The organism is Roseovarius sp. THAF9 (assembly GCF_009363715.1).
GTDB lineage: Bacteria > Pseudomonadota > Alphaproteobacteria > Rhodobacterales > Rhodobacteraceae > Roseovarius.
The window spans coordinates 2846978-2867556 of sequence record NZ_CP045404.1 but is presented as its reverse complement, the minus strand read 5'-3'; the positions used below and the strand labels follow the sequence as shown (position 1 = coordinate 2867556).

Annotated in this window: 18 protein-coding genes; 9 read left to right on the top strand and 9 right to left on the bottom strand. The window is 62.1% G+C overall.

Annotated elements, in window-relative coordinates:
* The first annotated feature begins 58 nt into the window (after positions 1-58).
* On the top strand, positions 59-1054 hold the full coding sequence (locus FIU86_RS14125; RefSeq protein ID WP_152475664.1) for a type I glyceraldehyde-3-phosphate dehydrogenase: 996 nt from the start codon (positions 59-61) through the stop codon (positions 1052-1054).
* Between the two features lie 71 nt (positions 1055-1125).
* On the opposite strand, the gene FIU86_RS14120 is transcribed toward FIU86_RS14125, so the two are convergent.
* Genes FIU86_RS14120 through FIU86_RS14110 form a run of 3 tightly spaced genes read right to left on the bottom strand, consistent with a single transcriptional unit; the run spans position 1126 to position 4599 of the window.
* Positions 1126-1791, bottom strand: coding sequence for an SOS response-associated peptidase (locus tag FIU86_RS14120; RefSeq protein ID WP_152475663.1), 666 nt, complete (start codon positions 1789-1791; stop codon positions 1126-1128).
* Positions 1792-1795: 4 nt separating this feature from the next.
* Positions 1796-2983: a bifunctional 2-polyprenyl-6-hydroxyphenol methylase/3-demethylubiquinol 3-O-methyltransferase UbiG gene (locus tag FIU86_RS14115; protein ID WP_152475662.1), complete on the bottom strand. Its 1188-nt coding sequence runs from the start codon at positions 2981-2983 to the stop codon at positions 1796-1798.
* Positions 2984-3039: 56 nt separating this feature from the next.
* Positions 3040-4599 carry a bifunctional UDP-sugar hydrolase/5'-nucleotidase gene (locus FIU86_RS14110; RefSeq protein ID WP_152475661.1) on the bottom strand — a complete coding sequence of 520 codons (1560 nt, stop codon included), beginning with the start codon at positions 4597-4599 and terminating at the stop codon, positions 3040-3042.
* A gap of 101 nt (positions 4600-4700) precedes the next feature.
* Between FIU86_RS14110 and FIU86_RS14105 the strand changes: the two genes are divergently transcribed.
* From FIU86_RS14105 to arsC, 3 genes are read left to right on the top strand one after another with little or no spacing between them, the layout of a single operon-like run.
* Positions 4701-5039 carry a DUF952 domain-containing protein gene (locus tag FIU86_RS14105; protein WP_152475660.1) on the top strand — a complete coding sequence of 113 codons (339 nt, stop codon included), beginning with the start codon at positions 4701-4703 and terminating at the stop codon, positions 5037-5039.
* The gene (locus tag FIU86_RS14100; protein WP_152475659.1) at positions 5036-6094 is read left to right on the top strand and encodes a quinone-dependent dihydroorotate dehydrogenase; all 1059 of its coding nucleotides are present in this window, start codon (positions 5036-5038) and stop codon (positions 6092-6094) included. The genes FIU86_RS14105 and FIU86_RS14100 overlap by 4 nt, the downstream gene beginning before the upstream one ends.
* Positions 6085-6432 (top strand): arsenate reductase (glutaredoxin), encoded by a 348-nt coding sequence (gene arsC, locus FIU86_RS14095; protein ID WP_152475658.1) that lies wholly within the window; start codon positions 6085-6087, stop codon positions 6430-6432. Before FIU86_RS14100 ends, arsC begins: the two co-directional genes overlap by 10 nt.
* A gap of 246 nt (positions 6433-6678) precedes the next feature.
* Here arsC and FIU86_RS14090 read toward each other — a convergent pair whose 3' ends face one another.
* The 3 genes from FIU86_RS14090 to FIU86_RS14080 form a co-directional block, all read right to left on the bottom strand.
* Complete coding sequence (locus tag FIU86_RS14090) at positions 6679-7275, bottom strand: outer membrane protein (protein ID WP_152475657.1); 597 nt, start codon at positions 7273-7275, stop codon at positions 6679-6681.
* A gap of 321 nt (positions 7276-7596) precedes the next feature.
* Positions 7597-8193, bottom strand: coding sequence for an outer membrane protein (locus FIU86_RS14085; protein ID WP_152475656.1), 597 nt, complete (start codon positions 8191-8193; stop codon positions 7597-7599).
* A gap of 318 nt (positions 8194-8511) precedes the next feature.
* Positions 8512-8946, bottom strand: a complete 435-nt coding sequence (locus FIU86_RS14080) for a DUF1489 family protein (RefSeq protein WP_152475655.1) — start codon at positions 8944-8946, stop codon at positions 8512-8514.
* Positions 8947-9208: 262 nt separating this feature from the next.
* Here FIU86_RS14080 and FIU86_RS14075 point away from each other — a divergent pair, with 262 nt between their 5' ends.
* A complete protein-coding gene (locus FIU86_RS14075) occupies positions 9209-11467 on the top strand; it encodes an adenosylcobalamin-dependent ribonucleoside-diphosphate reductase (protein ID WP_152475654.1) in 2259 nt (752 codons plus the stop codon).
* Positions 11468-11806: 339 nt separating this feature from the next.
* A complete protein-coding gene (locus tag FIU86_RS14070; RefSeq protein ID WP_152475653.1) occupies positions 11807-12184 on the top strand; it encodes a hypothetical protein in 378 nt (125 codons plus the stop codon).
* 152 nt (positions 12185-12336) lie between these two features.
* On the opposite strand, the gene FIU86_RS14065 is transcribed toward FIU86_RS14070, so the two are convergent.
* The 3 genes from FIU86_RS14065 to FIU86_RS14055 all read right to left on the bottom strand — a co-directional run bounded on the left by FIU86_RS14065 (position 12337) and on the right by FIU86_RS14055 (position 15783).
* Positions 12337-13611 (bottom strand): O-antigen ligase, encoded by a 1275-nt coding sequence (locus tag FIU86_RS14065; RefSeq protein ID WP_152477167.1) that lies wholly within the window; start codon positions 13609-13611, stop codon positions 12337-12339.
* The gene (locus FIU86_RS14060) at positions 13611-15053 is read right to left on the bottom strand and encodes a hypothetical protein (RefSeq protein WP_254703849.1); all 1443 of its coding nucleotides are present in this window, start codon (positions 15051-15053) and stop codon (positions 13611-13613) included. Before FIU86_RS14060 ends, FIU86_RS14065 begins: the two co-directional genes overlap by 1 nt.
* Before the next feature lie 115 nt (positions 15054-15168).
* A complete protein-coding gene (locus FIU86_RS14055) occupies positions 15169-15783 on the bottom strand; it encodes a response regulator transcription factor (protein WP_152475652.1) in 615 nt (204 codons plus the stop codon).
* A 285-nt stretch (positions 15784-16068) separates the two neighbouring features.
* Here FIU86_RS14055 and FIU86_RS14050 point away from each other — a divergent pair, with 285 nt between their 5' ends.
* From FIU86_RS14050 to FIU86_RS14040, 3 genes are all read left to right on the top strand, one after another.
* Positions 16069-17454 (top strand): WecB/TagA/CpsF family glycosyltransferase, encoded by a 1386-nt coding sequence (locus tag FIU86_RS14050; RefSeq protein WP_152475651.1) that lies wholly within the window; start codon positions 16069-16071, stop codon positions 17452-17454.
* Positions 17455-17569: 115 nt separating this feature from the next.
* Positions 17570-18082 (top strand): molybdopterin-dependent oxidoreductase, encoded by a 513-nt coding sequence (locus FIU86_RS14045; RefSeq protein ID WP_152475650.1) that lies wholly within the window; start codon positions 17570-17572, stop codon positions 18080-18082.
* Positions 18079-20577, top strand: a complete 2499-nt coding sequence (locus FIU86_RS14040; protein WP_254703848.1) for a PAS domain-containing hybrid sensor histidine kinase/response regulator — start codon at positions 18079-18081, stop codon at positions 20575-20577. The genes FIU86_RS14045 and FIU86_RS14040 overlap by 4 nt, the downstream gene beginning before the upstream one ends.
* Positions 20578-20579: the final 2 nt, after the last annotated feature.

Below are 20579 nucleotides of genomic sequence, written 5' to 3'. Positions count from 1 at the left end.
AAACGTCCCCGGTCGCGGCAATTGTCCGAAACGAAATGACGTCCTAGGAGACACCGATATGTCGAACCCGCCGATCCGTGTCGCGATAAACGGCTTCGGTCGTATTGGCCGGACCCTGCTGCGGATCCTGCTGCGTGACGCCCGGGATTTCGAACTGGTCGCGATCAACGATATCGAACCGCTGAGCACCTGCGCATATCTCTTTCAGTACGATAGTGTGTTCGGCCCGTGGCCGGAGGACGTGCACACCGAGGAACAAACCCTGATCGTGGGCGGGCGCCGAATTCCGTTTCACGCGCAGCCGGACCTGCGCCAGATTGACTTGCGGGGGGTGGACATCGTGCTGGACTGCACCGGCATGGGGGGCAAACGCGCCGTGGCGGAACGCGGATTGGAGGCGGGCGCGCGAAATGTGCTGGTGTCCGGTCCGTCGGCGGAGGCGGATGTGACGCTGGTGATGGGTGCCAACGAAGACGATCTGTCCAATCACCGGATCGTGTCCAATGCCTCGTGCACGACAAACGCGCTGGCCCCGCTGGCGCGGCTGCTGGACGAGGCGTTCGGATTGGTCAGCGGGCAGATGACCACGGTGCACTGCTATACCGGCAGCCAGCCCACGGTGGACAAACCCCGTGCCGCGCCCGAGCGCAGCCGCGCGGCGGCCCTGTCGATGGTGCCCACGACGACCAGTGCGCAGAATCAGACCGGGCTTGTGCTGCCGCATCTGAAAGGCCGGATCGAGGCGCGGGCGATCCGCGTGCCCACGGCTAGCGTGTCCTGCATCGACCTGACCGTGCAGACGCGCGAGAGGGTAAACGCTGCAACGGTAAATTCCGTCCTGCAAGGGGCGGTGCGGCCCGGCGGTGTATTCGGCTGGACCGAGCAACCGCTGGTCAGCTCCGACCTGCGGGGACGGCCGGAATCCCTGATCCTCGTCGGGCCCGAGACGAGCGTGTCTGCGGGCGGCCTTCTGCGCGTCTTCGGCTGGTACGACAACGAGTGGGGCTTTTCCTGCCGCATGCTCGACATGGCGCGGCTGATGGCGGCGCGGTGACGAGATTATTTGTACGAATAATCTCGGGCACGGGGCGCGTCGTGTAACATGCTGATTATTCGTACGAATAATCAGTTGCCGAGCGGTTCGATCAAGTCGGGTCCCGAGGCCCGGTTGGAATTGACCTTCGGGTCCACGCGGTAGAACCGCAGCGCATCGTCCGGTGCCGCGGTCATCAACGTGGCCGCACCGTGGCCCGCCTCGCCCAGCCAGAGCGGCCAGTCCGTTTCGGCCAGGATCACCGGCATCCGGTGATGAATCTTTCCCATCGGCTCATTCGCCCCGGTCGTGACGATGGCGCAGGTGGTCATCGGCGCATCACCCTTGTCCCAGGACTGGTAGATCCCGGCGAAGGCCAGCGCGTCGCCTTCGGCCGGATGGATGAACCATGGCAGGCGATTGCCGTCTTCGTCCTTGGTCCATTCGTAGAAACCACTGGCCGGGATCAGGCAGCGCCGGTTGCGGGCGGCCGACCGGAAGGCGGGCTTTTCCGCGATGGTTTCGGCCCGGGCGTTGATCAGCAGCGGGCCGTCAGCGGGCGTCTTGTACCAGTGCGGGATGAAGCCCCAGCGCATCGACCCAAGTTGCCGGTCGGCGCTGTCCGAGGTCACCACGTGCACATCGTTGGTCGGACAGACGTTGTAATTGGGAACCGTCGGCAAATCGTTAACGGGGCGCGCGGCAAAAAGCTGTGCCATGGCGTCCTGCGGCAGGGTGACGGCGAAACGTCCGCACATGGGGTTACCTCAGCACGTTCGAGTAGATCAGCAAGCCCCAGGGCAGCAGTGCCTTCTCGACCTGGGTCCAGAGCCCGCCAAAGCTGATCGGATCAAGGCCGGTCTGCGCGGCGATCTCCTGAAGGTTGCGGCGCCCATCAATGGCGGCAATCACAGGCGCGGCTTGTTTTGGCAGGGCGAGCTTGCCCTTGATGCCGTCCGTGTCGAGCGCAGGCGTTTGTCCCTGCGCCACGGCGCGGGCCAACTGCGGGGCTTGCAGGCCCTTAATATGCGGCACCAGCGTGCGGGTCTTGCCGGAGGCTGTGGGGCGCGGCGTGTCGGTGGCATAGCCGGTGTGCGTGCGGATCGTGCCGTTCAGTTTCTCGGCCACTGCCATCGCCTCAACAGGGCTCATTCCGTCGGGAACGGGGGCCAGACGTGCGAGGTCATAGAGGATCGGGACAGTGAAGCCCGCGAAGGACCAGCCGGTGCGGTCGAGCGTTTCGGCCAGCGACTGCACGTCGTAAGCGCGGTCTGTGCTGTGCAAGAGCAGGTCGTAAAAACCCGCGTCGCCGCTCTTGTGATCATTGAGATTTGGGTTGGATTTGAAGGGATGGCCTTCGGGCAGACCGTCGACGATATGCTTTGCAGCCTTGAGCCGGTCTTTCGGTGGCTTTTCGCCGTAGAGCGCGGTAAATGCCTCCTGCAAGGGATAGACACCGGACCGGCCATAGGGTGCGTAGACCATGAAGCCCATGCCGCCGTCGGGCGCGAGGGCGGCTCGCAGGGCGCTGAACCCGGCATCCGGGTCGGGCAAGTGGTGCAGCACGCCACAGCAATCGATATAGTCGAACGGTCCATGGTCGGGAGCATCCAGAAGGCTGCCAGTGACAAAGGTGATACTCTTCAGTCCACGGGTTTTCGCCCGCGCCTCGGCCACCTTACGCGAGGCGGTGGAGAGGTCGATATAGGTGGCCTCGTATGGCTTGCCGTACTGGGTGAGAAGGGCGGTCACCTGAATGAGCCCGTCGCCGGTGCCGCCACCCGCCACGAGGATGCGCAGCGGTTGAGACCAGTCCCGCTGACCGCCGAAGACGTAATGGTCGATTTCCTGCGGCAAGGAAGGCGAGCCGAGGATAAGCCGCTTTTTCTCGTCCCTCGGATCCCGTTCGGGATAGGGATAGGCCTCGTATTGGTCGCGCACCGTATTCATGGCGCCTTTATGCCGCGCGCCGCCCGGATTGCAAAGCCGAAGCGGCGGGGTGAGGACTATTGCCCGGCCTGGCGAATGCGCCCATCCGTCTCGGGCATGTAGGATGAGTTCTGCGCAAGGTACTCGGCCAGCACATCGGCCACGTCGGGGCCGAAATCATAAGCGTCCGCGGCATCGCGCAGCATGGAATAGCCGTCACCGCCATTGCGCAGATAATCGTTCGACACGGCCAGATAATCGCGTTCGGGATCAAGAGGTTCGCCCCCGACAGTTACCTCGGTGATACGGCTGCCAACCTCGGCAGAGGGGTCGAACACGAAAGTCATTCCGGCCACCTGCGGGAAACGGCCCGCACCCTCGCCGAACTGGCTGACGCCGTTCTCCAGCGCCTCTTTCAGCGTGGCGCCGTCGATACGGAAAGTGGAAAGCGTGTTCTGGAAGGGCAGTACGGTCAGCACCTCGCCCATTGTGACGGGCCCCGCGTTGATCGACGCGCGCACGCCGCCGCCGTTCATCAGCGCGATCTCGACGCCTTGATCGGCCACGCGGGCCAGCATCGCCTCGGCCACGGCATTGCCCATGGCGCATTCCCCCGCGCGGCACGTGTCGCGGTCGCCATTGATCGCCTCCGTCGCCTCGGCCACGACCTTGTTGCGGATTTCGTCCAGCGGCTTGGCGGCCTCCTGGATGCGCGAGACGATTTCGGCATCTTCGACTACGGCGGCGTCCATGATCAGCGGATTGCCGGTGGCGGTGGTGACCTCGCCCGCGTCATTGAAAACAACGTCGAGCCGGCCCAGAAACTTGCCATAGGCATAGGCCTGAACGATGGCCGTGTTGCCCACCATCGTGGGGTAGGGGCCGAAGGCGTCGGGGTCATCATTGGCCAGGTAGGTGTTGGAATGCCCGCCCACGATCACGTCGACGCCGGTGGTATTCTCGGCCACTTTCCGATCAACGCCGTAGCCGGAATGGGAGAGCACGATGATCTTGTTGACGCCCTGTTCGGTTAGCTTGTCGACCTCGTGCTGCACGGCATCGGCGGGTGGGGTGAAGATGATGTTGGGTCCCGGGCTGGCCAGTTCGTCGGTGTTCTGCGGGGTCAGGCCGATCAGGCCGATCTTTTCGCCGTCACGTTCAATGACGGTTGATTTCTGGATGACGTCGGCAAGCAGGGGTTCGCGGCTGGTATCGGCGTTGGACATCAGCACAGGAAACTCGACGGCGTCCATGAAGCCGCGCAGCACCTCGGGGCCGTCATCGAACTCGTGGTTGCCCACGGTCATCGCGTCATAGCCCAGCCGGTTCATCATTTCGGCGGCCAGCTTGCCCTTGTAATAGTTGTAAAAAAGCGTGCCCTGGAACTGGTCGCCGCCGTCGAACAACACCGGGTTGAGAGCGTCGGCGCGGGCCTCTTCGATGGCCGTGGCGAGACGCGCGGACCCGCCGAAGCATTCGCCGGCATCGTTATCTTCGGGCGCGCAGGTCGAGTTGTACTTGTTGATCGGCTCGAACCGGGCGTGAAAATCGTTCGTGTGCAATATGTTGAGCGTGTAGTCGGCCTGTGCCGCAGTGGCCGTCAACAGGCCGGAAAGGGTAAGGGCAATGACTCTCATGGATGTGCCTCCTGACGAATGCGGGAAGATTGCAGGAAGGCGCGCGATGCGTCAAAGGCAATCCGCTTGACCAAGCGCGTGTGGCGGGGCATCACCAAGCCATGTTGATTTACAAGATTTTCCGGGCAGAGGAGTGGGCCGCGCTGCGGTCCGAAGAGGAAACGCGCGGCGCGCTGGTGGACGTGGCCGACGGCTATATCCATTTCTCGACGCCGATGCAGGCGCCTGAAACGGCGGCGAAGCATTTCGAGGGTGTGGAGGACCTTGTTATTGTGGCGGTGGAAACTGACCGGCTGGGCGATGACCTCGCATGGGAGGTGTCGCGCGGCGGCGATAAATTCCCACATCTTTACAGGGTTTTGCGACTGGACGATGTCGTCTGGGCACAGCCGCTGCCGCTGGTTGACGGGGTGCATCAGTTTCCGGCTGGCGCGGTATGAGACTGGCCGACAGGATCGGTCTGGGCCTGATGCACCGGCTGGAGCCGGAACGGGCCCACGGGCTTGCGTTGCAGGCGTTGCGTGCGGGGCTGGTGCCGTTGCCGGGGTTGGTCACGTCGGACCGATTGCGCTGTGAGGTGGCGGGTCTTCGGCTGGCCAATCCGATCGGGCTGGCGGCGGGGTTCGACAAGAACGCGGTGGCGTTGTCCGCTCTGTCGAGAGCGGGTTTCGGGTTCATCGAGGCCGGTGCGGTGACGCCGAAGCCGCAGGCGGGCAACCCGAAGCCACGACTGTTTCGGTTGTCGGAAGATCGCGCGGTAATCAACCGTTTCGGCTTTAACAACAATGGGATGGAGGACGTGGTGCGAAGGCTGGCTACACGTCCCAGGGACGCGGTGATCGGGCTGAACCTTGGCGCCAACAAGGACAGCGCGGACCGGGCCGAGGATTTTGCCCGCGTGCTGGCGCGGTGCGGGCCGCACCTTGATTTCGCGACCGTGAATGTCTCGAGCCCCAACACTGAAAAGCTGCGCGACCTGCAAGGTCCCGAGGCGCTGGCGGCGCTGCTGAAAGGCGTGATGGAGGCACGGAGCTGGCTGGAAAGACCGATCCCGGTCTTTTTGAAAATCGCGCCTGATCTCAGTGACTTGGAGCTGTCAGAGCTGGCGGATGTCGCGCAGGCGGGCGGCGTTGCGGCGATCATCGCGACAAACACCACGCTCAACCGGGATGGGCTGCAAAGCCCGATGAGAAAGCAGGCGGGCGGGCTGTCGGGGGCGCCGCTGTTCGAGCGGTCGACAAGGGTGCTGGCGCGGCTGGCGCAGCTGACCGGGGGGACGATGCCCTTGATCGGTGTGGGCGGTGTGGCAAACGCCGAGCAGGCGCTGGAGAAAATACGGGCCGGTGCAAGCGCGGTGCAGCTTTATTCGGCGATGGTTTTCGAGGGGATCGGCCTTGTTGAGCGGATTGCGCGAGGCCTGGACAAGCTCTTGGAAGAAAAGGGTTTTACTAACGTGAGCGAGGCGGTTGGCACGGGGCGGGACGCATGGCTGTGATCGAGATATGGCACAATCCGCGCTGTTCGAAATCGCGGCAGACGCTGACCCTGCTGGAAGAGCGTGGGATTGCACCGAAGGTGCGGCGCTACTTGGAGGAGGCGCCGGACGAGGCAGAGTTGCGCGCGGTGCTGACGGCTTTGGGTATGACAGCTAGCGCATTGATCCGAAACAAGGAGTCGACGTATCGCGAGCTGGGCCTGGGCAAGGAAAGCGACGAGGCGACGCTGCTGGCGGCCATGGCGGCGCATCCGATCCTGATCGAGCGGCCCATCGTTTTCGCCGGGGACAAGGCCGCCATCGGACGACCACCCGAAGCGGTTCTGGACATCCTGTAGCCGTCGTTTTTCGACCCAATCGTTAATCCGGACAAAAGCCCGAAAACCGCGTCGGTATCGCGTCGGTATTCGGGTGGAATCGCGACGGTGCCGTGGTCGGAGGACCATTTATGAAGAGACCGTGCGATACCCGCACCCGGCGCCCCGGACATCCAGCATTAAAAAAGCGGGTCCCCGGCATTTCGGGAACCCGCCTGCAATCCGTCCGCCCGGGGCGCGCCGGACGGCAAGACCCGGTATCGCGGATCAGAAGCGGAACGTGCCGCGAAGCTGAACCGTGGTCGGTTCGACATCGGCGTTGCTGCCGTTGAAGTTGTCGAACTCGTGATAGAGCAGTTCGCCGCCGAGCGAGAAGCTGTCCGTGACCATCGTCTCGTAGCCTGCGCCGACGAAGTAGCCGTCATCGTCGCCCAGGTTGTCAGTGAACGCCTTGGCGTAGCCGCCGGTGCCGTAGATCAGGCCGTCGCCCAGCTTGTAGCCGGCGCGCAGCTTGGCGCGGAAGATATTTTCCAGATCGACGGGCAGGTTCGGCCCGGCCGCGATTTCGGCATCGGTGAAATCGTAGTCGAGGCTGCTGCCCAGTACGAAGTTGCCGAAGTCGTAGTCGTAGCCGACGAAGAGACCGCCGATCACAGTGTCATCGCTGCCGGAGATGTTGGAATCAAGGTTGTTGTAGCCCAGTTGCACACCGCCGTAGAGGCCGGTCCAGTTCGGGGTTGCGGCAACCGGAGGCGGCGGGGGCGGCGTCACGACGTCGTCTTGCACCGGCGTGAGGTTGCCGGCGAATGCGGGCGCGGCGCCAAGTGCAAAAGCGGCCGCAAGAAGGGGGGCTGCTCGTTTCATATTACTATCCTTTCAGGACCGTTTACTTGCGCAAGAGAGGCAGAGCGCGGGGGCGCACGCCGTTAAGCCGGTCATATGGCTCGTGACCGCGATTGTGCAATAGACGGTGTGTGTTTGGCAGTGTCCGGGCCGCGTTATTTTAAAGGGCGATGCATGGGGGATACACCTTGGGCGGAAATCCGCTTTCATCCACTCGCCTCTTCGGAAAGTTGGAACTTTTCTGTTCGAAAGGAGTTCAAAAAAATTAAGCCCGGGCCGGCAAAATGCAGGCCCGGGCTGTGTCATCGTCAGGTCCATGAGCGGCGCCGTTGGGCGCGCGCCTTAGAAGCGGAAGGTGCCGCGGACCTGAAGCGTGGTCGCTTCGACATCGACAGCGGTGCTGTTGTAATTGTCGAACTCGTGGTAGAGCAGTTCGCCGCCCATCGAGAAGTTCTGGGTGATCATGTGCTCGTAGCCGCCACCGATGAAGTAGCCATCGTCGCTGCCGAGGTTGTCGGTTTCGGCCTGGGCATACCCGCCGGTAGCATAGAGCAGGCCATCGCCCAGCTTGTAGCCGCCGCGTACCTTGGCGCGGAACACGTTTTCGAGGGTTGCCGCGTTGTTGGCGACGCCGATATCGGCGAAATCGTAATCAAGACCGCCACCGACGACGAAATTGCCGAGGTCGTAGTCGTAGCCTGCGGTCAGACCGCCGATCACGCCATCGTCACTGCCCGACACGTCCGTGTCGACGTCACCGTAGCCCAGTTGGACACCGCCATAGGCGCCGGTCCAGTCGGGGCCGAAATTGGTCGGCGCAGGCGCGGGTTGCGGCGTGGCGACGATCGTGTCGTCGACCGGGGCCGATGTGTTGCCTGCGAATGCGGGGGCGGCGCCAACGGCGAGGGCGGCCGCGAGGATCGGTGTTGCTCGTTTCATCATGCTGTCCTTTCGGCATGTCTGTTTCGTTCCGCAGCGCGTTGTCGTTTGCGCTGTGTTGGGCTGATATGGTCTGGACGAAAACTGTCGCAAGGGGGGTGTCGGGACACGGGCGATCACCTGCGCGTGAATGGCGGCGCGGCGCTGAAAACGGGTCGGCTTTCTGGCGGAAAGCCGCTGAATAATGTCGGCTTTTCAAGATGTAAGCGCGGAAATTCGCCGATTCAGAGGGTGTGCGGTGCGGGGATGTTCAGGGAGGTGTGCGCTGGTGCAGGGCCGTGCAGGCCGCGCCCGGACGCTTCGCGGGAATAGGGGTGGTCAGAGCACGCCGATATCGGCCAGCGCCGCGCTGAGATCCGCGGGCAGCGCGTCTTCGTTCTGGCGGTTTGCAGGAAGGTCGGCCGGCGCGTCGGCGGGGGCGAGATAGCGCCAGCCCTGGAACGGGCGCTTGCGGGCGGTGGTGGTTCGGATGATTTCCGGCTCCAGCACGATGCCGCAGCGGCGGATGCCGTCGGCGCGGATCACCTCGTCTAGGCGAAGGATGCGCTGGCGGCACTGGATCAGGCCCTGGATGACCCAGTAGATCGAGCCGCCCATCAGCAGTTCGGCCTCGCGCCGGGGCCACATACGGGTGACGTGGCGGGGCAGGCCGTCGGGTCCCTGCGCCTGTTTGCTGGATTGCCAAGCGATGAGACTTTCGACGGTTTCCGAACCGACCGAGAGCTTGACGAGATGTGTTTTCGGATCTGTCACGACTGTTCCCACTTTCACCGCGTCTTATCCTATGCCCGGGGCGGGGGATTTCAAGCGGGTGCGACCGTGTAGGGTGCCCGCGACACACAGCTTTGATTGCGTTCGGGCCACGCAGGCCTTGGGGGCGCTGCCCCCAAACCCCCGGAGTGTATGGTGCAAGAAAAAGCCGGTGGGCGGGGGATTGTGCCGCATGGCCGGATTGACCGGGGCGGGCGCAATCTGTAGTGTCTTCGGTCTGTTCCTCTACCAGAAGTGTGCTGCCATGACTCGATTCGCTGCCCCCATCGCCGAGGCCATCTGGGATATGAAATATCGCCTGAAAGAGGCAGATGGCACGGCCATCGACGGCACGGTGGAGGACAGCTGGCGGCGGATCGCGCGGGCTGTGGCGCAGGCGGAAGCCGAGCCTGATGCGTGGGAAGAGCGGTTCTATCACGCGTTGGAAGATTTCAAGTTTCTGCCCGCCGGTCGGATCACGGCGGGGGCCGGGACGGGGCGGGCGGTGACGCTGTTCAACTGTTTCGTGATGGGGACGATCCCCGACAGCATGAGCGGCATTTTCGAGGGCCTGCGCGAAGCCGCGCTGACCATGCAGCAGGGGGGCGGGATCGGGTATGACTTCTCGACCATCCGGCCCAAGGGCGCGCTGGTCGAGGGGGTGGCGGCGGATGCCAGCGGGCCATTGAGCTTCATGGATGTGTGGGACGCGATGTGCCGCACGATCATGAGTGCCGGCAGCCGGCGCGGGGCGATGATGGCGACCATGCGGTGCGATCACCCGGATATCGAGGATTTCATCGCGGTGAAGAGCGACGCGGCGCGGCTGCGGATGTTCAACCTGAGTGTGCTGGTGACAGATGATTTCATGGAGGCCGTGAAAGCGGACGGGCCGTGGGAGCTGGTCTTCGGCGACAAGGTTTACAAAACGGTCGAGGCGCGGGACCTGTGGAACCGGATCATGCAGGCGACCTATGATTTCGCGGAACCCGGCGTGATTTTCATCGACCGGATCAACAAAGCCAACAACCTGCATTACTGCGAGACGATCGCGGCGACCAACCCCTGTGGCGAGCAGCCGTTGCCGCCCTATGGTGCGTGCCTGTTGGGATCGATCAATTTGGCGCGGCTGGTGATGGAGCCGTTCGAGGAGAGTGCAGGGATCGACGAGGCTGCGCTGGCCGAGCTGGTGGCGACGGCGGTGCGGATGATGGACAACGTTGTGGACGTGTCGAAATTTCCGCTGCCCGAGCAACGCGCCGAGGCGCAGGCCAAGCGGCGGATCGGGTTGGGGGTGACGGGGCTGGCCGATGCGCTGTTGATGTGCGGGCTGCGCTATGGCGACGACGCGGCGGCGGCGCAGTGCGAGGCCTGGATGAAGGCGATTGCGCGGGCGGCTTACCTGGCGTCTGTGGAACTGGCAAAGGAGAAGGGGGCATTTCCGCTCTTCGAGGCGGAGCCCTATTTGCAGAGTGGCATGATGCAGGCGATGGACGAGGATGTGCGTGCGGCGGTGGCCGAACATGGCATCCGCAACGCTCTGCTGACCAGCGTCGCGCCCACCGGGACGATCAGCCTTTATGCCGGCAACGTCAGCAGCGGGATCGAGCCGGTCTTTGCCTATTCCTATACGCGCAAGGTGTTGCAGAAAGATGGCAGCCGCACCGAGGAAGAGGTGGTGGATTACGCCGTGCAGATGTGGCGCGAGCGGTTCGGCGACAGGGACTTGCCGGACTATTTCGTCAATGCCCAGACGCTGGAGCCCGAGGCGCATGTGAAGATGCAGGCGGCGGCGCAAAGATGGGTCGACAGCAGCATTTCCAAGACGATCAACGTGCCCGCCGACATTGGCTTCGAGGCGTTCAAGGAAGTCTACATGCAAGCCTGGGACACGGGCTGCAAGGGGTGCACGACCTACCGGCCCAACGACATCACTGGCAGCGTGCTGAGCGTGGAGTCCGAGGACAAGGTGCCGATGCCCGTGGAAGGCGGCGAGGTGGTTTACATGTCCGAGCCGCTGGACCGGCCGACGGAACTGGAAGGCGCGACATACAAGCTGAAATGGCCGGACAGCAGCCACGCGATTTACGTGACGGTGAACGATATCGTGCTGGAGGGACGGCGGCGGCCCTTCGAGGTGTTCATCAACTCCAAGAACATGGAGCATTTCGCCTGGACCGTGGCGTTGACGCGGATGATCAGTGCGGTCTTCCGGCGGGGCGGCGACGTGTCTTTCGTGGTTGAGGAGCTGAAGGCGGTTTTCGACCCGCGCGGCGGCGCGTGGATGAACGGGAAATACATCCCCTCGATGCTGGCCGCGATCGGCGGCGTGCTGGAGAACCACATGATCAATATCGGGTTCCTGGAAGGCGAGGGGCTGGGCCTGAAGGAAGACCCGACGGCGAACGTGGTCAACCTGGACGCGCCGCGCGGGCCGGCCTGTCCGTCCTGCGGCAGCTATGACATGCGCAAGGTCGAGGGGTGCCTGACCTGTGCGTCCTGCGGGCATTCGAAGTGCGCGTGAGGGTGTTGGGTTGTCCTGTGTCGTTGCGGGCGTAGTTATGCCAAATTGGCGGATTTTACTGCCATGCGTCAGCTAAAGTTTTGCCGGCGCCTGTAAGGCGCTGTGACGTTTAGGCTTTTCCCGAAGCGACTTGAAGGCACCAGAATACGGCCTTTTAGAGTGAGTTTGTGCGCCAATACCGTCAGGGGTGTGTCCGGCGCGGCCCTCTTGATGAGGCCGCGCCGAGCAACCCCTTGCCGGCGGTAGCACGGGCGCCGGAAAAGAAATCAATTGACCGGAGCAGGGATCTTCTGAAGCGACCCACGGCGGGTCGTGCATTCCACCAAGAAAGGTGATCCCATGAAACACATTCCCGATATTCGTGCCTTGCTCCGGCACATGAACAAGGCCAGCGAATTTATTCGCTGGCTGCGCGCAGAGGGTGACAGGCTTGTGGCCTCGGCCGATCTGCTTGGCGGACGAAAATGGGCCGCACGGGCCCGCTCCGTCGTCGAGGCAGCGAAAACTGGCAACGATCTGGCTGCCCGCCGCGGCGAAATTCTCGCGCTTTGCCGCCTGCTTCATCTCGAACTCACCAACTACATCAGCAGTGTCGAGGCCAGACGCTTCGCGGCCGTCCACCCAGATGATCCTCCAGCCTGTGACGCGCGGCACTGCGCAGAGGCTCTGGGTCGGGGACTGCGCGCGCTCGAGGCGGTTTATGATCATTGGCTGTAAGCTGCGAGAAACGGGCCCGATGGCGGCTTGCAGTCCTGCGCGGCAGGTTGTCAAATTGCTCGGCTTTGTCGGTGAGACCGGCGCAGAGGGCGAATTCAGACATTGGGTTATAGATATGCTCAATAGGCGATCCAAACTGCCACCAGAAGCAGTTACGGCACTCCTCGAACAAACGAATGACTGCATTCACGGGCATGTATTCCAAGGCACAACAGGGCAGGCCAGAGCAAATATGCCTCGATTTCTATGTTCTCTCCGAAGGAGAGCAAGACGACGACCATACATAACCCGAGCGGTAAGCGCCCGCGCGGACTGAGGGCTGCATCTTTGAATGCGAGCGAAGTTTGCCAGATCAACGGACACGCCAAGGCTATAAACCCTACCAATCCCTTGACGAACAGGAGCCCAAACCAAGTATGGTGCGTGCCGATCGGCATGTATTCCACCAAGTGTGGACCTGGTTGAACGGTGCCGTGTCCGAACCACGGTGCATCCTCCTGCCAACGCTCTTGGGCGATACGTTGGAGTGTCGCTCGAACGCGCGTGCTGTCGGCACGGGCAGATTTGAAGCCATCGACGCCTGCGCCGATCTTTTCCAATAGCCACGGTCCAGTGACGGCAAGGGATGCCGTGAAGGCCGCAAGTCCAGCCCACGCCCAGCTACGAAGCACCAGAGGCACGAGGCGAGGGCCGACCGTACAAGCCACCAGCCCTACGAGCCCCATACGGGATTTCGACGCGAGGATCATCAAAGTGCCCGCGGCGATGCCGGCCGCGCGCCAACGACCCTCTTTCTCTTCCAGGGCAAACAGCACCATGACGACGCCGAGAAGCGCGGCGAACGGCGACCAAGGCGCATAGAATTGCCATCTGGGCGTCCATGACGCGGGATCGAACGTAAACAGGAAGACCGTAAAGTATTCGGGCCCCGGACCGCCAACAGCCTTCAGGGGCGAGGTCCAGATGCGCTCAGGCAAACCGATATAGGGGGCGACAAGCAGTACTGGCGCGATGCAGAGCGTCCAGAAGCCGAGGCGGCACTGCGCACGGATCAGCAATTCTCTTCGTATCGGGAGAACGGCGCCCGCCAGCGGGAACAACGCGAGAAGCGCCCATCCTTTTGCCCAGCCGATCGAGGATTTAATGGTTTGTTTCAGCCCAAGATCCCAGTTCAGATGCCCGGCCCACAAGGCTACGAGCATCACCAGCATCCCGATGATCCATGCCCAGACAACAGGCGGGATCGGGCCCGTGGCCCGCAGGTCAGACCGTATCGCCGGCCCAAGGTATAATGACAATACGGCCAACCCCGCGATGAGCCACGCCAGCACCGGCCCAACCACATAGAGCGCCCCAAGTGCATAGAAGGGCCAGGTCCAGAGGATCGCCTTCCAGACCATGCCCTCGGCCGGGTTTTCAGGCCGCATCATGCCATGCGGCCCTTTTCGGAGATCAGCTTTTCGATCAGGGTGCGCCGGATCCAGGCGAGCGAAAGAGCGAAGATCAGAAGGATGCTGGCTGCGGCACCGGCGGCAATGGCCAGTTTCTTGCGTGGGGAAGAGGGGGCTTCGGGTAGGGTCGGATCTTCGAGCACCTGAACAAGCGGGTAAGAGGCGAACACGTCGGCTTTGCTGGACTGAGTGCGGGCGATCGCCGACGCGAAAACGGCTTCGGCCACGTTGAAATCGCGCTGCAGATCCTCGAGGCGGGCCGCTTTCGGCGCAAGCGCCTCAATTCGACCGGCCTGGGTCGATACGAGTTCGCGCAGCTCGGTCAACTCGGCCAGTAAACCGGCGCGAGCAGCGTCCTGTCTGACGAGTTCGGTCAGAAGTGCGTCCCGGGCACCATCGAGGGACCGCTCAAGCGCGCTTGCGTCACCGGTGAGGGACACGGCACGTGCAGTGGCCTCGGACCGGGCAGTCTCCATTGCGGCAAGTGCTTTGAGCACTTCGGGGTGGCGTTTGCCGTATCGTGATTTGGCCCGCGCCAATTCTGTCTCGGCCTCTGCCATCGCATCGATGAGTGCAGTATAGGCGCCATCGCCATTCAGCCGCAGGATGCGTGCGGCCGTTTCCGCATCTGTTCCCAGCTGGGCTTCCAGCCCGGTAACAGCCGCCGCGCTACGCTCGTATTCCGCGGTGGCAGTGTCGATTTTTGCGCGCAGCAGATCGAGTTCGTCGACCTGGCGATTGTATTGCTCGGCTGAATGAAGACCGGTCTCGGCGCGCAACTTCTCGATTTCCACGCGCGTCGCGGCCACTGAGTCCTTGTACTCGGTTATCGCATCGAGGCCGCCAGTCTGACGGCTGTCCATTTCGTCACTGCGCAGGCGGTCAATCTCGTCGAAAAAGGCGCTGAGCAGTGCGGAATTGCGCGCCTGCGCCGTTTCGGGGGCCGGCCCGGTTACCTTGACGTGGATAAATGCCGTCTGATCGACCAGCTTGACCTGGGGCTTTCCGAAATCTCTGGTCTTGATGCCAAGACGATCGGCGGCATCCCTGATCACGCGGTCCGCGGCGAGAAGCCGCTTGTAGGTTTCCGTCGGGCTGATCGAATTGCTGGAGAAGGCGGAATTTGCATGGCTGGAGGCCTGCCCGATTTCGGCAAGGTTAACCGACGAAGCCGACCCCGAGCCGGGCAGGATAAGTGACATGTGGCTGGCAAAGCTGGGCGCGGCGGTTTTCAGATACCCCGTGATCGGCGCCCAGATCGCGGCAAGACCCAAAGTGCAGATCCAGACGTAGCGGGGAATACGCCTGCTGTCGCTAGGCGCGCCACCGATAAGCGCACGGCGCACCAGCTTGCGCATGGCGCCCGGGGCGCGGCGCGGTTTCTGCATATCTGTCGAGGCAATGCTCGGGGTGGTCATCGGCGATCTCCTTCGCCGAAATCCCTATCCCGGATCTTGTTGCAATTCGCCTGCGCGACTGGTGGGTCACGTGGGGCTTTTGCCCCGCCTTATATCCTTCCGGACAGGTGTGCCATCAGAAGAGACCGGCATCCCGGGCCACGATGGCCGCTTGCGTTCGGTTGTTGACCTCCAGCTTGCGGAAGAGGGTCTTCATGTGAAGCTTGATCGTCGGCTCGGTCAGATCGAGGTCACGCGCGATGGCCTTGTTCGACTTGCCTTCGGTCAGTCCTTTCAGAACTTCCTGCTCGCGCTTGGTCAGCTGCTCTGCCATGGCGTGCGGTTCGTCCTCTTCCTGAGCTTTCATGAAATCGATGGGGGCGTATTGCTCACCCATGGCCATGAACTTGACCGCATTCACGAGAGACTTGGCCGGCAAGGTCTTGGGCACGAAACCGGCAGCTCCCAGGCCGAGTGCTTCTTCCGCGATTTCGCGGGTGGCCTGCCCGGAGATCAGCGCGACCCGTTGTCCGCCTTCCAGTCCAATCGCCTCCGACAGGCTTTCAAGCCCTTTCATGCCCGGCATCTTGTAGTCGAGCAGAACAAGATCGTAATGCGCATCCTCGCGAATCCGCCGTTTCGCCTCTTCGAAGTTCGACGCGCTTCCCAGTTCCATATCATTGTCCGCGCTGAGAAACGCGATGAGCGTATCACGCAGCAGATCATGGTCGTCGGCAATCAGAACTCTCATTTCGAACTGGTCCTCGGTGAATCGGTTAATGCAATCTAAACGCGACTTAAGACAAGATTACGGCATTGGGTAGAACATTTAACGGGGAAACCGGCTACCTGATGTATCCATCCGGGTAGCATCGATCCCGCCTGCAGCGCGTCGCACAGCCTTTCGAGCGTGAGATACGCGTCCGGATGCGCGATGTATCGAATGCGTTCCCCGGTTATACGGCCGGGAAATTGCGGTGCGACAGGTGGCGAGGGCATGAACCGGGAAAGCTCAATTTCATCCCGGAGACCCGACATGACCCGACACCACCCTTTCGCAACGTTCGAAACCGCTGCAACGCCTGTTTCGCCGTCGCTCGCCCGCAGAACCATCCTTGGCTTGCCGCTCGTCGATGCGACGACTGAACAGACTGTGGAGCACGTTCTTTCTGGTTCTGTGCGGAGCGTATTCTTTCTGAACGCGCATTGCGCGAATGTCCGTGCAGGCGACCGCGGCTATGCCGCCGCGCTTGGCCGAGCCGACCTGATCCTACCGGACGGCATTGGGGTCGAACTGGCCGCCCGCATGAGCGGTGCGGGTTTGACCCAGAACCTTAACGGTACGGATTTCACGCCGGCTCTTCTGGCCGAGGCAGCACGGAGGGGGCTATCCGTGTTCCTGTTCGGAGCGACCCCCGGCACGGCAGACAAAGCGGCAAAGAAACTTGTGACGACCATTCCCGGTTTGCGCGTCGCCGGTACGCTCGATGGCTATGATGGCGCCGCCGACGAAGACGCCGCCGTGGCCCGGATCAATGCCTCCGGCGCCGATATACTTCTTGTCGCAATGGGCGTACCTCGGCAGGAAATCTGGATAGACAGGCATCTGCCGGGCCTGTCTCCGCGCGTGGTCCTTGGCGTAGGGGCCCTGTTCGACTTTCTGGCCGGGAATGTCACCCGGGCACCAAGGCTGGTCCGGGCTGCACGGATGGAATGGATCTGGCGTCTCGCGCAAGAACCGCGGCGCCTGGCCAAGCGATATCTGCTCGGCAACGCCGCATTCCTGGGTCGCGCTGCCGTCCATGCGGTGCGGATGGCCGGCCCGGAAGCGATTGGCAAGCGATGCTTCGACATGGTCACGAGTGGCTTGGCTCTACTGGCTCTTTCGCCCATACTGCTCTGTGTCGCGGCTCTTATCAGGCTCGACAGCAAGGGGCCCGCCCTTTTCAAGCAGACGCGCGTCGGTCGCGACGGGGCTCTTTTTACCATCTACAAGTTCCGCACAATGCATACCGATGCCGAGGAACGACTGGCCGCAATACGGTTGCAGTCCGATCGCGAGGGTATCTGCTTCAAGTCGCGCCACGATCCGCGTGTGACCCGTGTTGGTCGATTCCTGCGTCGCTATTCGGTAGATGAACTGCCGCAAATCCTGAATGTCTTTTTGGGCCACATGTCAGTGGTCGGGCCACGCCCGGCACTGCCGCGCGAGGTTGCAGCTTACCCTGCAGCGGCGCTGGAGCGGCTGAAGGTCCGGCCAGGTATTACCGGACTGTGGCAAGTCTCTGGTCGCGCCGATATCGGGTTCGACAAGATGATCGACATGGATGTTGCCTATGTCCGATCGAATAGCATGATCCTCGACCTGATGCTGCTTTCCCTGACGGTGCGGGCCGTCCTGTCCGGGCGGGGAGCCTACTGAACTATCCGGTCGGACGGCGAACTATTCGAACGGATACAAGGCTGATCCGTATGACCAGCATACAGCTTCGCGCAGAAATGCGAGAAACTGATTAACCAAGATACAGGAGCATCACATGAACCTCTTCCGCGTCGTCCCGGCCGTTGTCGTTGCAGTCAGCCTGTGGGCGCTGCAGGCTACAGCCGAAAGCCTGCCATTGCCTGAGGGTCGCGTCTTGCTGACTGTTTCCGGCGATATCGAAATGACCAATGATGGCGAAGCCGCGACTTTCGATTTGGAAATGCTGCGCGCACTTGGCGAGAGCGAAATCAAAACCGATACCATCTGGACCCCCGGAGACCACGTTTTCACGGGCGTGCGGCTCAAGACTCTGCTCGATCACCTCGGCGCCGAAGGCAGCACGATCGAGGCGACCGCGATCAACGACTACAGCGTGACGATACCGATGTCCGACGCGACAGAGGGCGGGCCGATCGTTGCCTATGCGATGGACGGCAAGGAATTGTCGCGCCGTGACAAGGGACCGCTCTGGGTGATCTATCCCTTCTCGTCTTCCAGTGACTACCGGACCGAAGTCATCTACTCTCGCAGTATCTGGCAACTCGATCGGATCACCATCAAGGAATGATTGAAGCCACATCGCAACAGCGATCACGCGATACCGCACTATGGCGCCGGGGCCAGCTTTTGCTGGTCCTGGTCGGTTTGTTGTGCGTGCTGTCCATCACGTTTCTGATTTCCGAGATCATCCGCGACCTGCGCTTTCTGAACTCTGCTCGGTCCGACAACGTTCACTGGGTGCTGTCGCAGGCGGAGGTTGAGTTCCTTGATTTTCGAAACGCCGTACAGAGCGCGCAGTCAAGCACAGATCCAGACGCACTGGAGGAGTTGATCGTCGAGTTCGACGTATTCTACAGCCGAATAGACACTCTGCACACCGGCGCGCTCTATACGGAGTTACGACAGATTGAGCCTTTCGGGCAATCGATCGCGACGATCCGAAACAGGCTTGATGCCGTGATCCCGATCATCGACGGACCTCGCGATCAATTGCGCGCCGCACTCCCCGCCTTGAGCGAGGCCGCCGATGAAATAAGGCCGCTGCTGCGCACGGCCGCAACCACGGGGCTTCAGTATTTTGTGGAACGGTCGGACCAAAGCCGTGAAAACTTCGCCTCCACGCTTTTGCGCCTGGCGCTTATTGCTGCGGCGCTCGTACTGGCGTTGATCGTATTGCTGGGTCATACCCGGCGGGTGGGCAAGCAAACGGAAACCCGGGGGCATGAACTGGCCGATGCCTACTCCCGACTCAATACCATTCTCGAAACCTCCCTGGATGCCGTCATAGTCGCGGATCTGGACGGGCGGATTCTGAATTTCAACAAGGCTGCGGAACGCATCTTTCAGTATTCCACCGATGAGGTTCTAGGAAAGAACATCGCGGACATTGTCGTGCCGGACCACCACCGCGCAGCCCATGACGCCGGAATGCAACGCATGCGCATCTCGGGTGAGCAGCGCGTGGTGGGCCAGGGCCGGGTTCGGCTTGAAGCCAAACGGCGCAATGGTGAGATATTCCCCGTCGAGCTGGCATTGGAAATGGCGGAGTCGGGCGAGGACGAGATGATTGTCGCATTTCTGCGTGATATTTCTCACCGTGTTGCGGCTGAAACCGAACTGGTCGAGGCCCGCGACAAGGCGCTTGCAGGAGAGAAGGCCAAAGCCGACTTCCTGGCCATGATGACACATGAAATCAGAACGCCGCTGAACGGGCTTCTTGGCAACCTCGCTCTTCTCGAGAAGACACCGCTCTCGGTGACACAGGACCGATACGTGCGCAACATGGACATATCGGGGGGCGTGTTGATGCATCATGTCGATGCCGTCCTCGATGTCGCGCGTTTCGAAGCCGGCGCCGCCGAGCCGCGCGAGGAGGTCGTGCATCTCGGGCGTCTCATGCAGGATATCGTGGACTCGCAGGCCAGTGCGGCCGAGGCAAACGGCAACCATATTCAATGGGGTTGGATCGGAGATCCGGCGACATGGGTGCGCATTGACGCTTCGCGTCTGCAACAGGTGCTGCTGAATCTCGTCGGCAACGCCATCAAGTTCACGCGCGACGGACGTATCGTAGTTGAAGCGGAATGCAGCGAAAGCGGATTGGATCTGCGTGTGATCGACACGGGTGTTGGTATTCCCGAAGCTGACCAAGAGCGGATATTCGGCGACTTTCAGACGATCGACAACACCGGCGAAGGCGCGACCGCAGGGACCGGCCTGGGCCTTGGCATTGCCCGCCGGTTTGTCGAGGCGATGGACGGAGAGATCGGGGTCGAAAGCACAGAAGACGAGGGCAGTGTATTCTGGGTGCGCTTGCCATTGACCTGCGTCGATGGTCCCGAAGAAGATGATGACCCGCAACGCTCGTGTCCCGAAGCTCAAGGTCACAATATCCTGTTGGTCGAGGATAACGAGATCAACCTCGAACTGGCAGGGGAAACACTGTTTGGCCTCGGCCACCGGGTGACAGAGGCACGCAACGGCCAGGAGGCTGTAGAAGCCGCCGAAAAGGGACGTTTCGATCTTATCTTGATGGACATACGGATGCCCGTGCTTGACGGGCTGGGTGCAACACGCGCCATCCGCGCTGGCAACGGTCCTAACCGAGATGCGCCGATTGTGGCGTTCTCGGCCAACGTTTTGCCAGAGGCCAAGGACCGTTTTATCGCGGCTGGTATGTCTGGCTTTCTTCCAAAACCGCTTGTCGAGGAAGAACTCGTGCGGGTTATCAACCAATTCACGTCTGGCGAGCAATCGGCAGTCGAAGCATCGGTCGCTCCGCAAAAGGAACAGAATACCTTGGATCGCCTGACTGCCCGCTACGTGTCACAGATGAACGCGCTCTTCGACTGGCTTGACACCGGACCGGACGACATGTCCGAGATTGCCGCAGAAGCGCACAAGGTGGCCGGCAGCGCCGCCGCATTCGGTCAACCGGACCTGCGCGACGCGCTGGTCGCTGTTGAAATGGCGGCAGAAAGCGGTGATCGCGACCTTGTGGAGCGGGCAATCGAAACAGCAAGGCAGACCCGAGAGCATCTGCCCGACCCTTCGCTTTCCTGACC

Coding starts and splice junctions, on each gene's coding strand:
- FIU86_RS14100 (WP_152475659.1), top strand. CDS start 5,036: ATGAGACTGGCCGACAGGATCGGTCTGGGCCTGATGCACCGGCTGGAG.
- FIU86_RS14090 (WP_152475657.1), bottom strand. CDS start 7,275: ATGAAACGAGCAGCCCCCCTTCTTGCGGCCGCTTTTGCACTTGGCGCC.
- FIU86_RS14040 (WP_254703848.1), top strand. CDS start 18,079: ATGATTGAAGCCACATCGCAACAGCGATCACGCGATACCGCACTATGG.
- FIU86_RS14065 (WP_152477167.1), bottom strand. CDS start 13,611: ATGCGGCCTGAAAACCCGGCCGAGGGCATGGTCTGGAAGGCGATCCTC.
- FIU86_RS14105 (WP_152475660.1), top strand. CDS start 4,701: ATGTTGATTTACAAGATTTTCCGGGCAGAGGAGTGGGCCGCGCTGCGG.
- FIU86_RS14085 (WP_152475656.1), bottom strand. CDS start 8,193: ATGAAACGAGCAACACCGATCCTCGCGGCCGCCCTCGCCGTTGGCGCC.
- FIU86_RS14125 (WP_152475664.1), top strand. CDS start 59: ATGTCGAACCCGCCGATCCGTGTCGCGATAAACGGCTTCGGTCGTATT.
- FIU86_RS14055 (WP_152475652.1), bottom strand. CDS start 15,783: ATGAGAGTTCTGATTGCCGACGACCATGATCTGCTGCGTGATACGCTC.
- FIU86_RS14045 (WP_152475650.1), top strand. CDS start 17,570: ATGAACCTCTTCCGCGTCGTCCCGGCCGTTGTCGTTGCAGTCAGCCTG.
- FIU86_RS14115 (WP_152475662.1), bottom strand. CDS start 2,983: ATGAATACGGTGCGCGACCAATACGAGGCCTATCCCTATCCCGAACGG.
- FIU86_RS14075 (WP_152475654.1), top strand. CDS start 9,209: ATGACTCGATTCGCTGCCCCCATCGCCGAGGCCATCTGGGATATGAAA.
- FIU86_RS14070 (WP_152475653.1), top strand. CDS start 11,807: ATGAAACACATTCCCGATATTCGTGCCTTGCTCCGGCACATGAACAAG.
- FIU86_RS14110 (WP_152475661.1), bottom strand. CDS start 4,599: ATGAGAGTCATTGCCCTTACCCTTTCCGGCCTGTTGACGGCCACTGCG.
- FIU86_RS14120 (WP_152475663.1), bottom strand. CDS start 1,791: ATGTGCGGACGTTTCGCCGTCACCCTGCCGCAGGACGCCATGGCACAG.
- arsC (WP_152475658.1), top strand. CDS start 6,085: ATGGCTGTGATCGAGATATGGCACAATCCGCGCTGTTCGAAATCGCGG.
- FIU86_RS14050 (WP_152475651.1), top strand. CDS start 16,069: ATGACCCGACACCACCCTTTCGCAACGTTCGAAACCGCTGCAACGCCT.
- FIU86_RS14060 (WP_254703849.1), bottom strand. CDS start 15,053: ATGACCACCCCGAGCATTGCCTCGACAGATATGCAGAAACCGCGCCGC.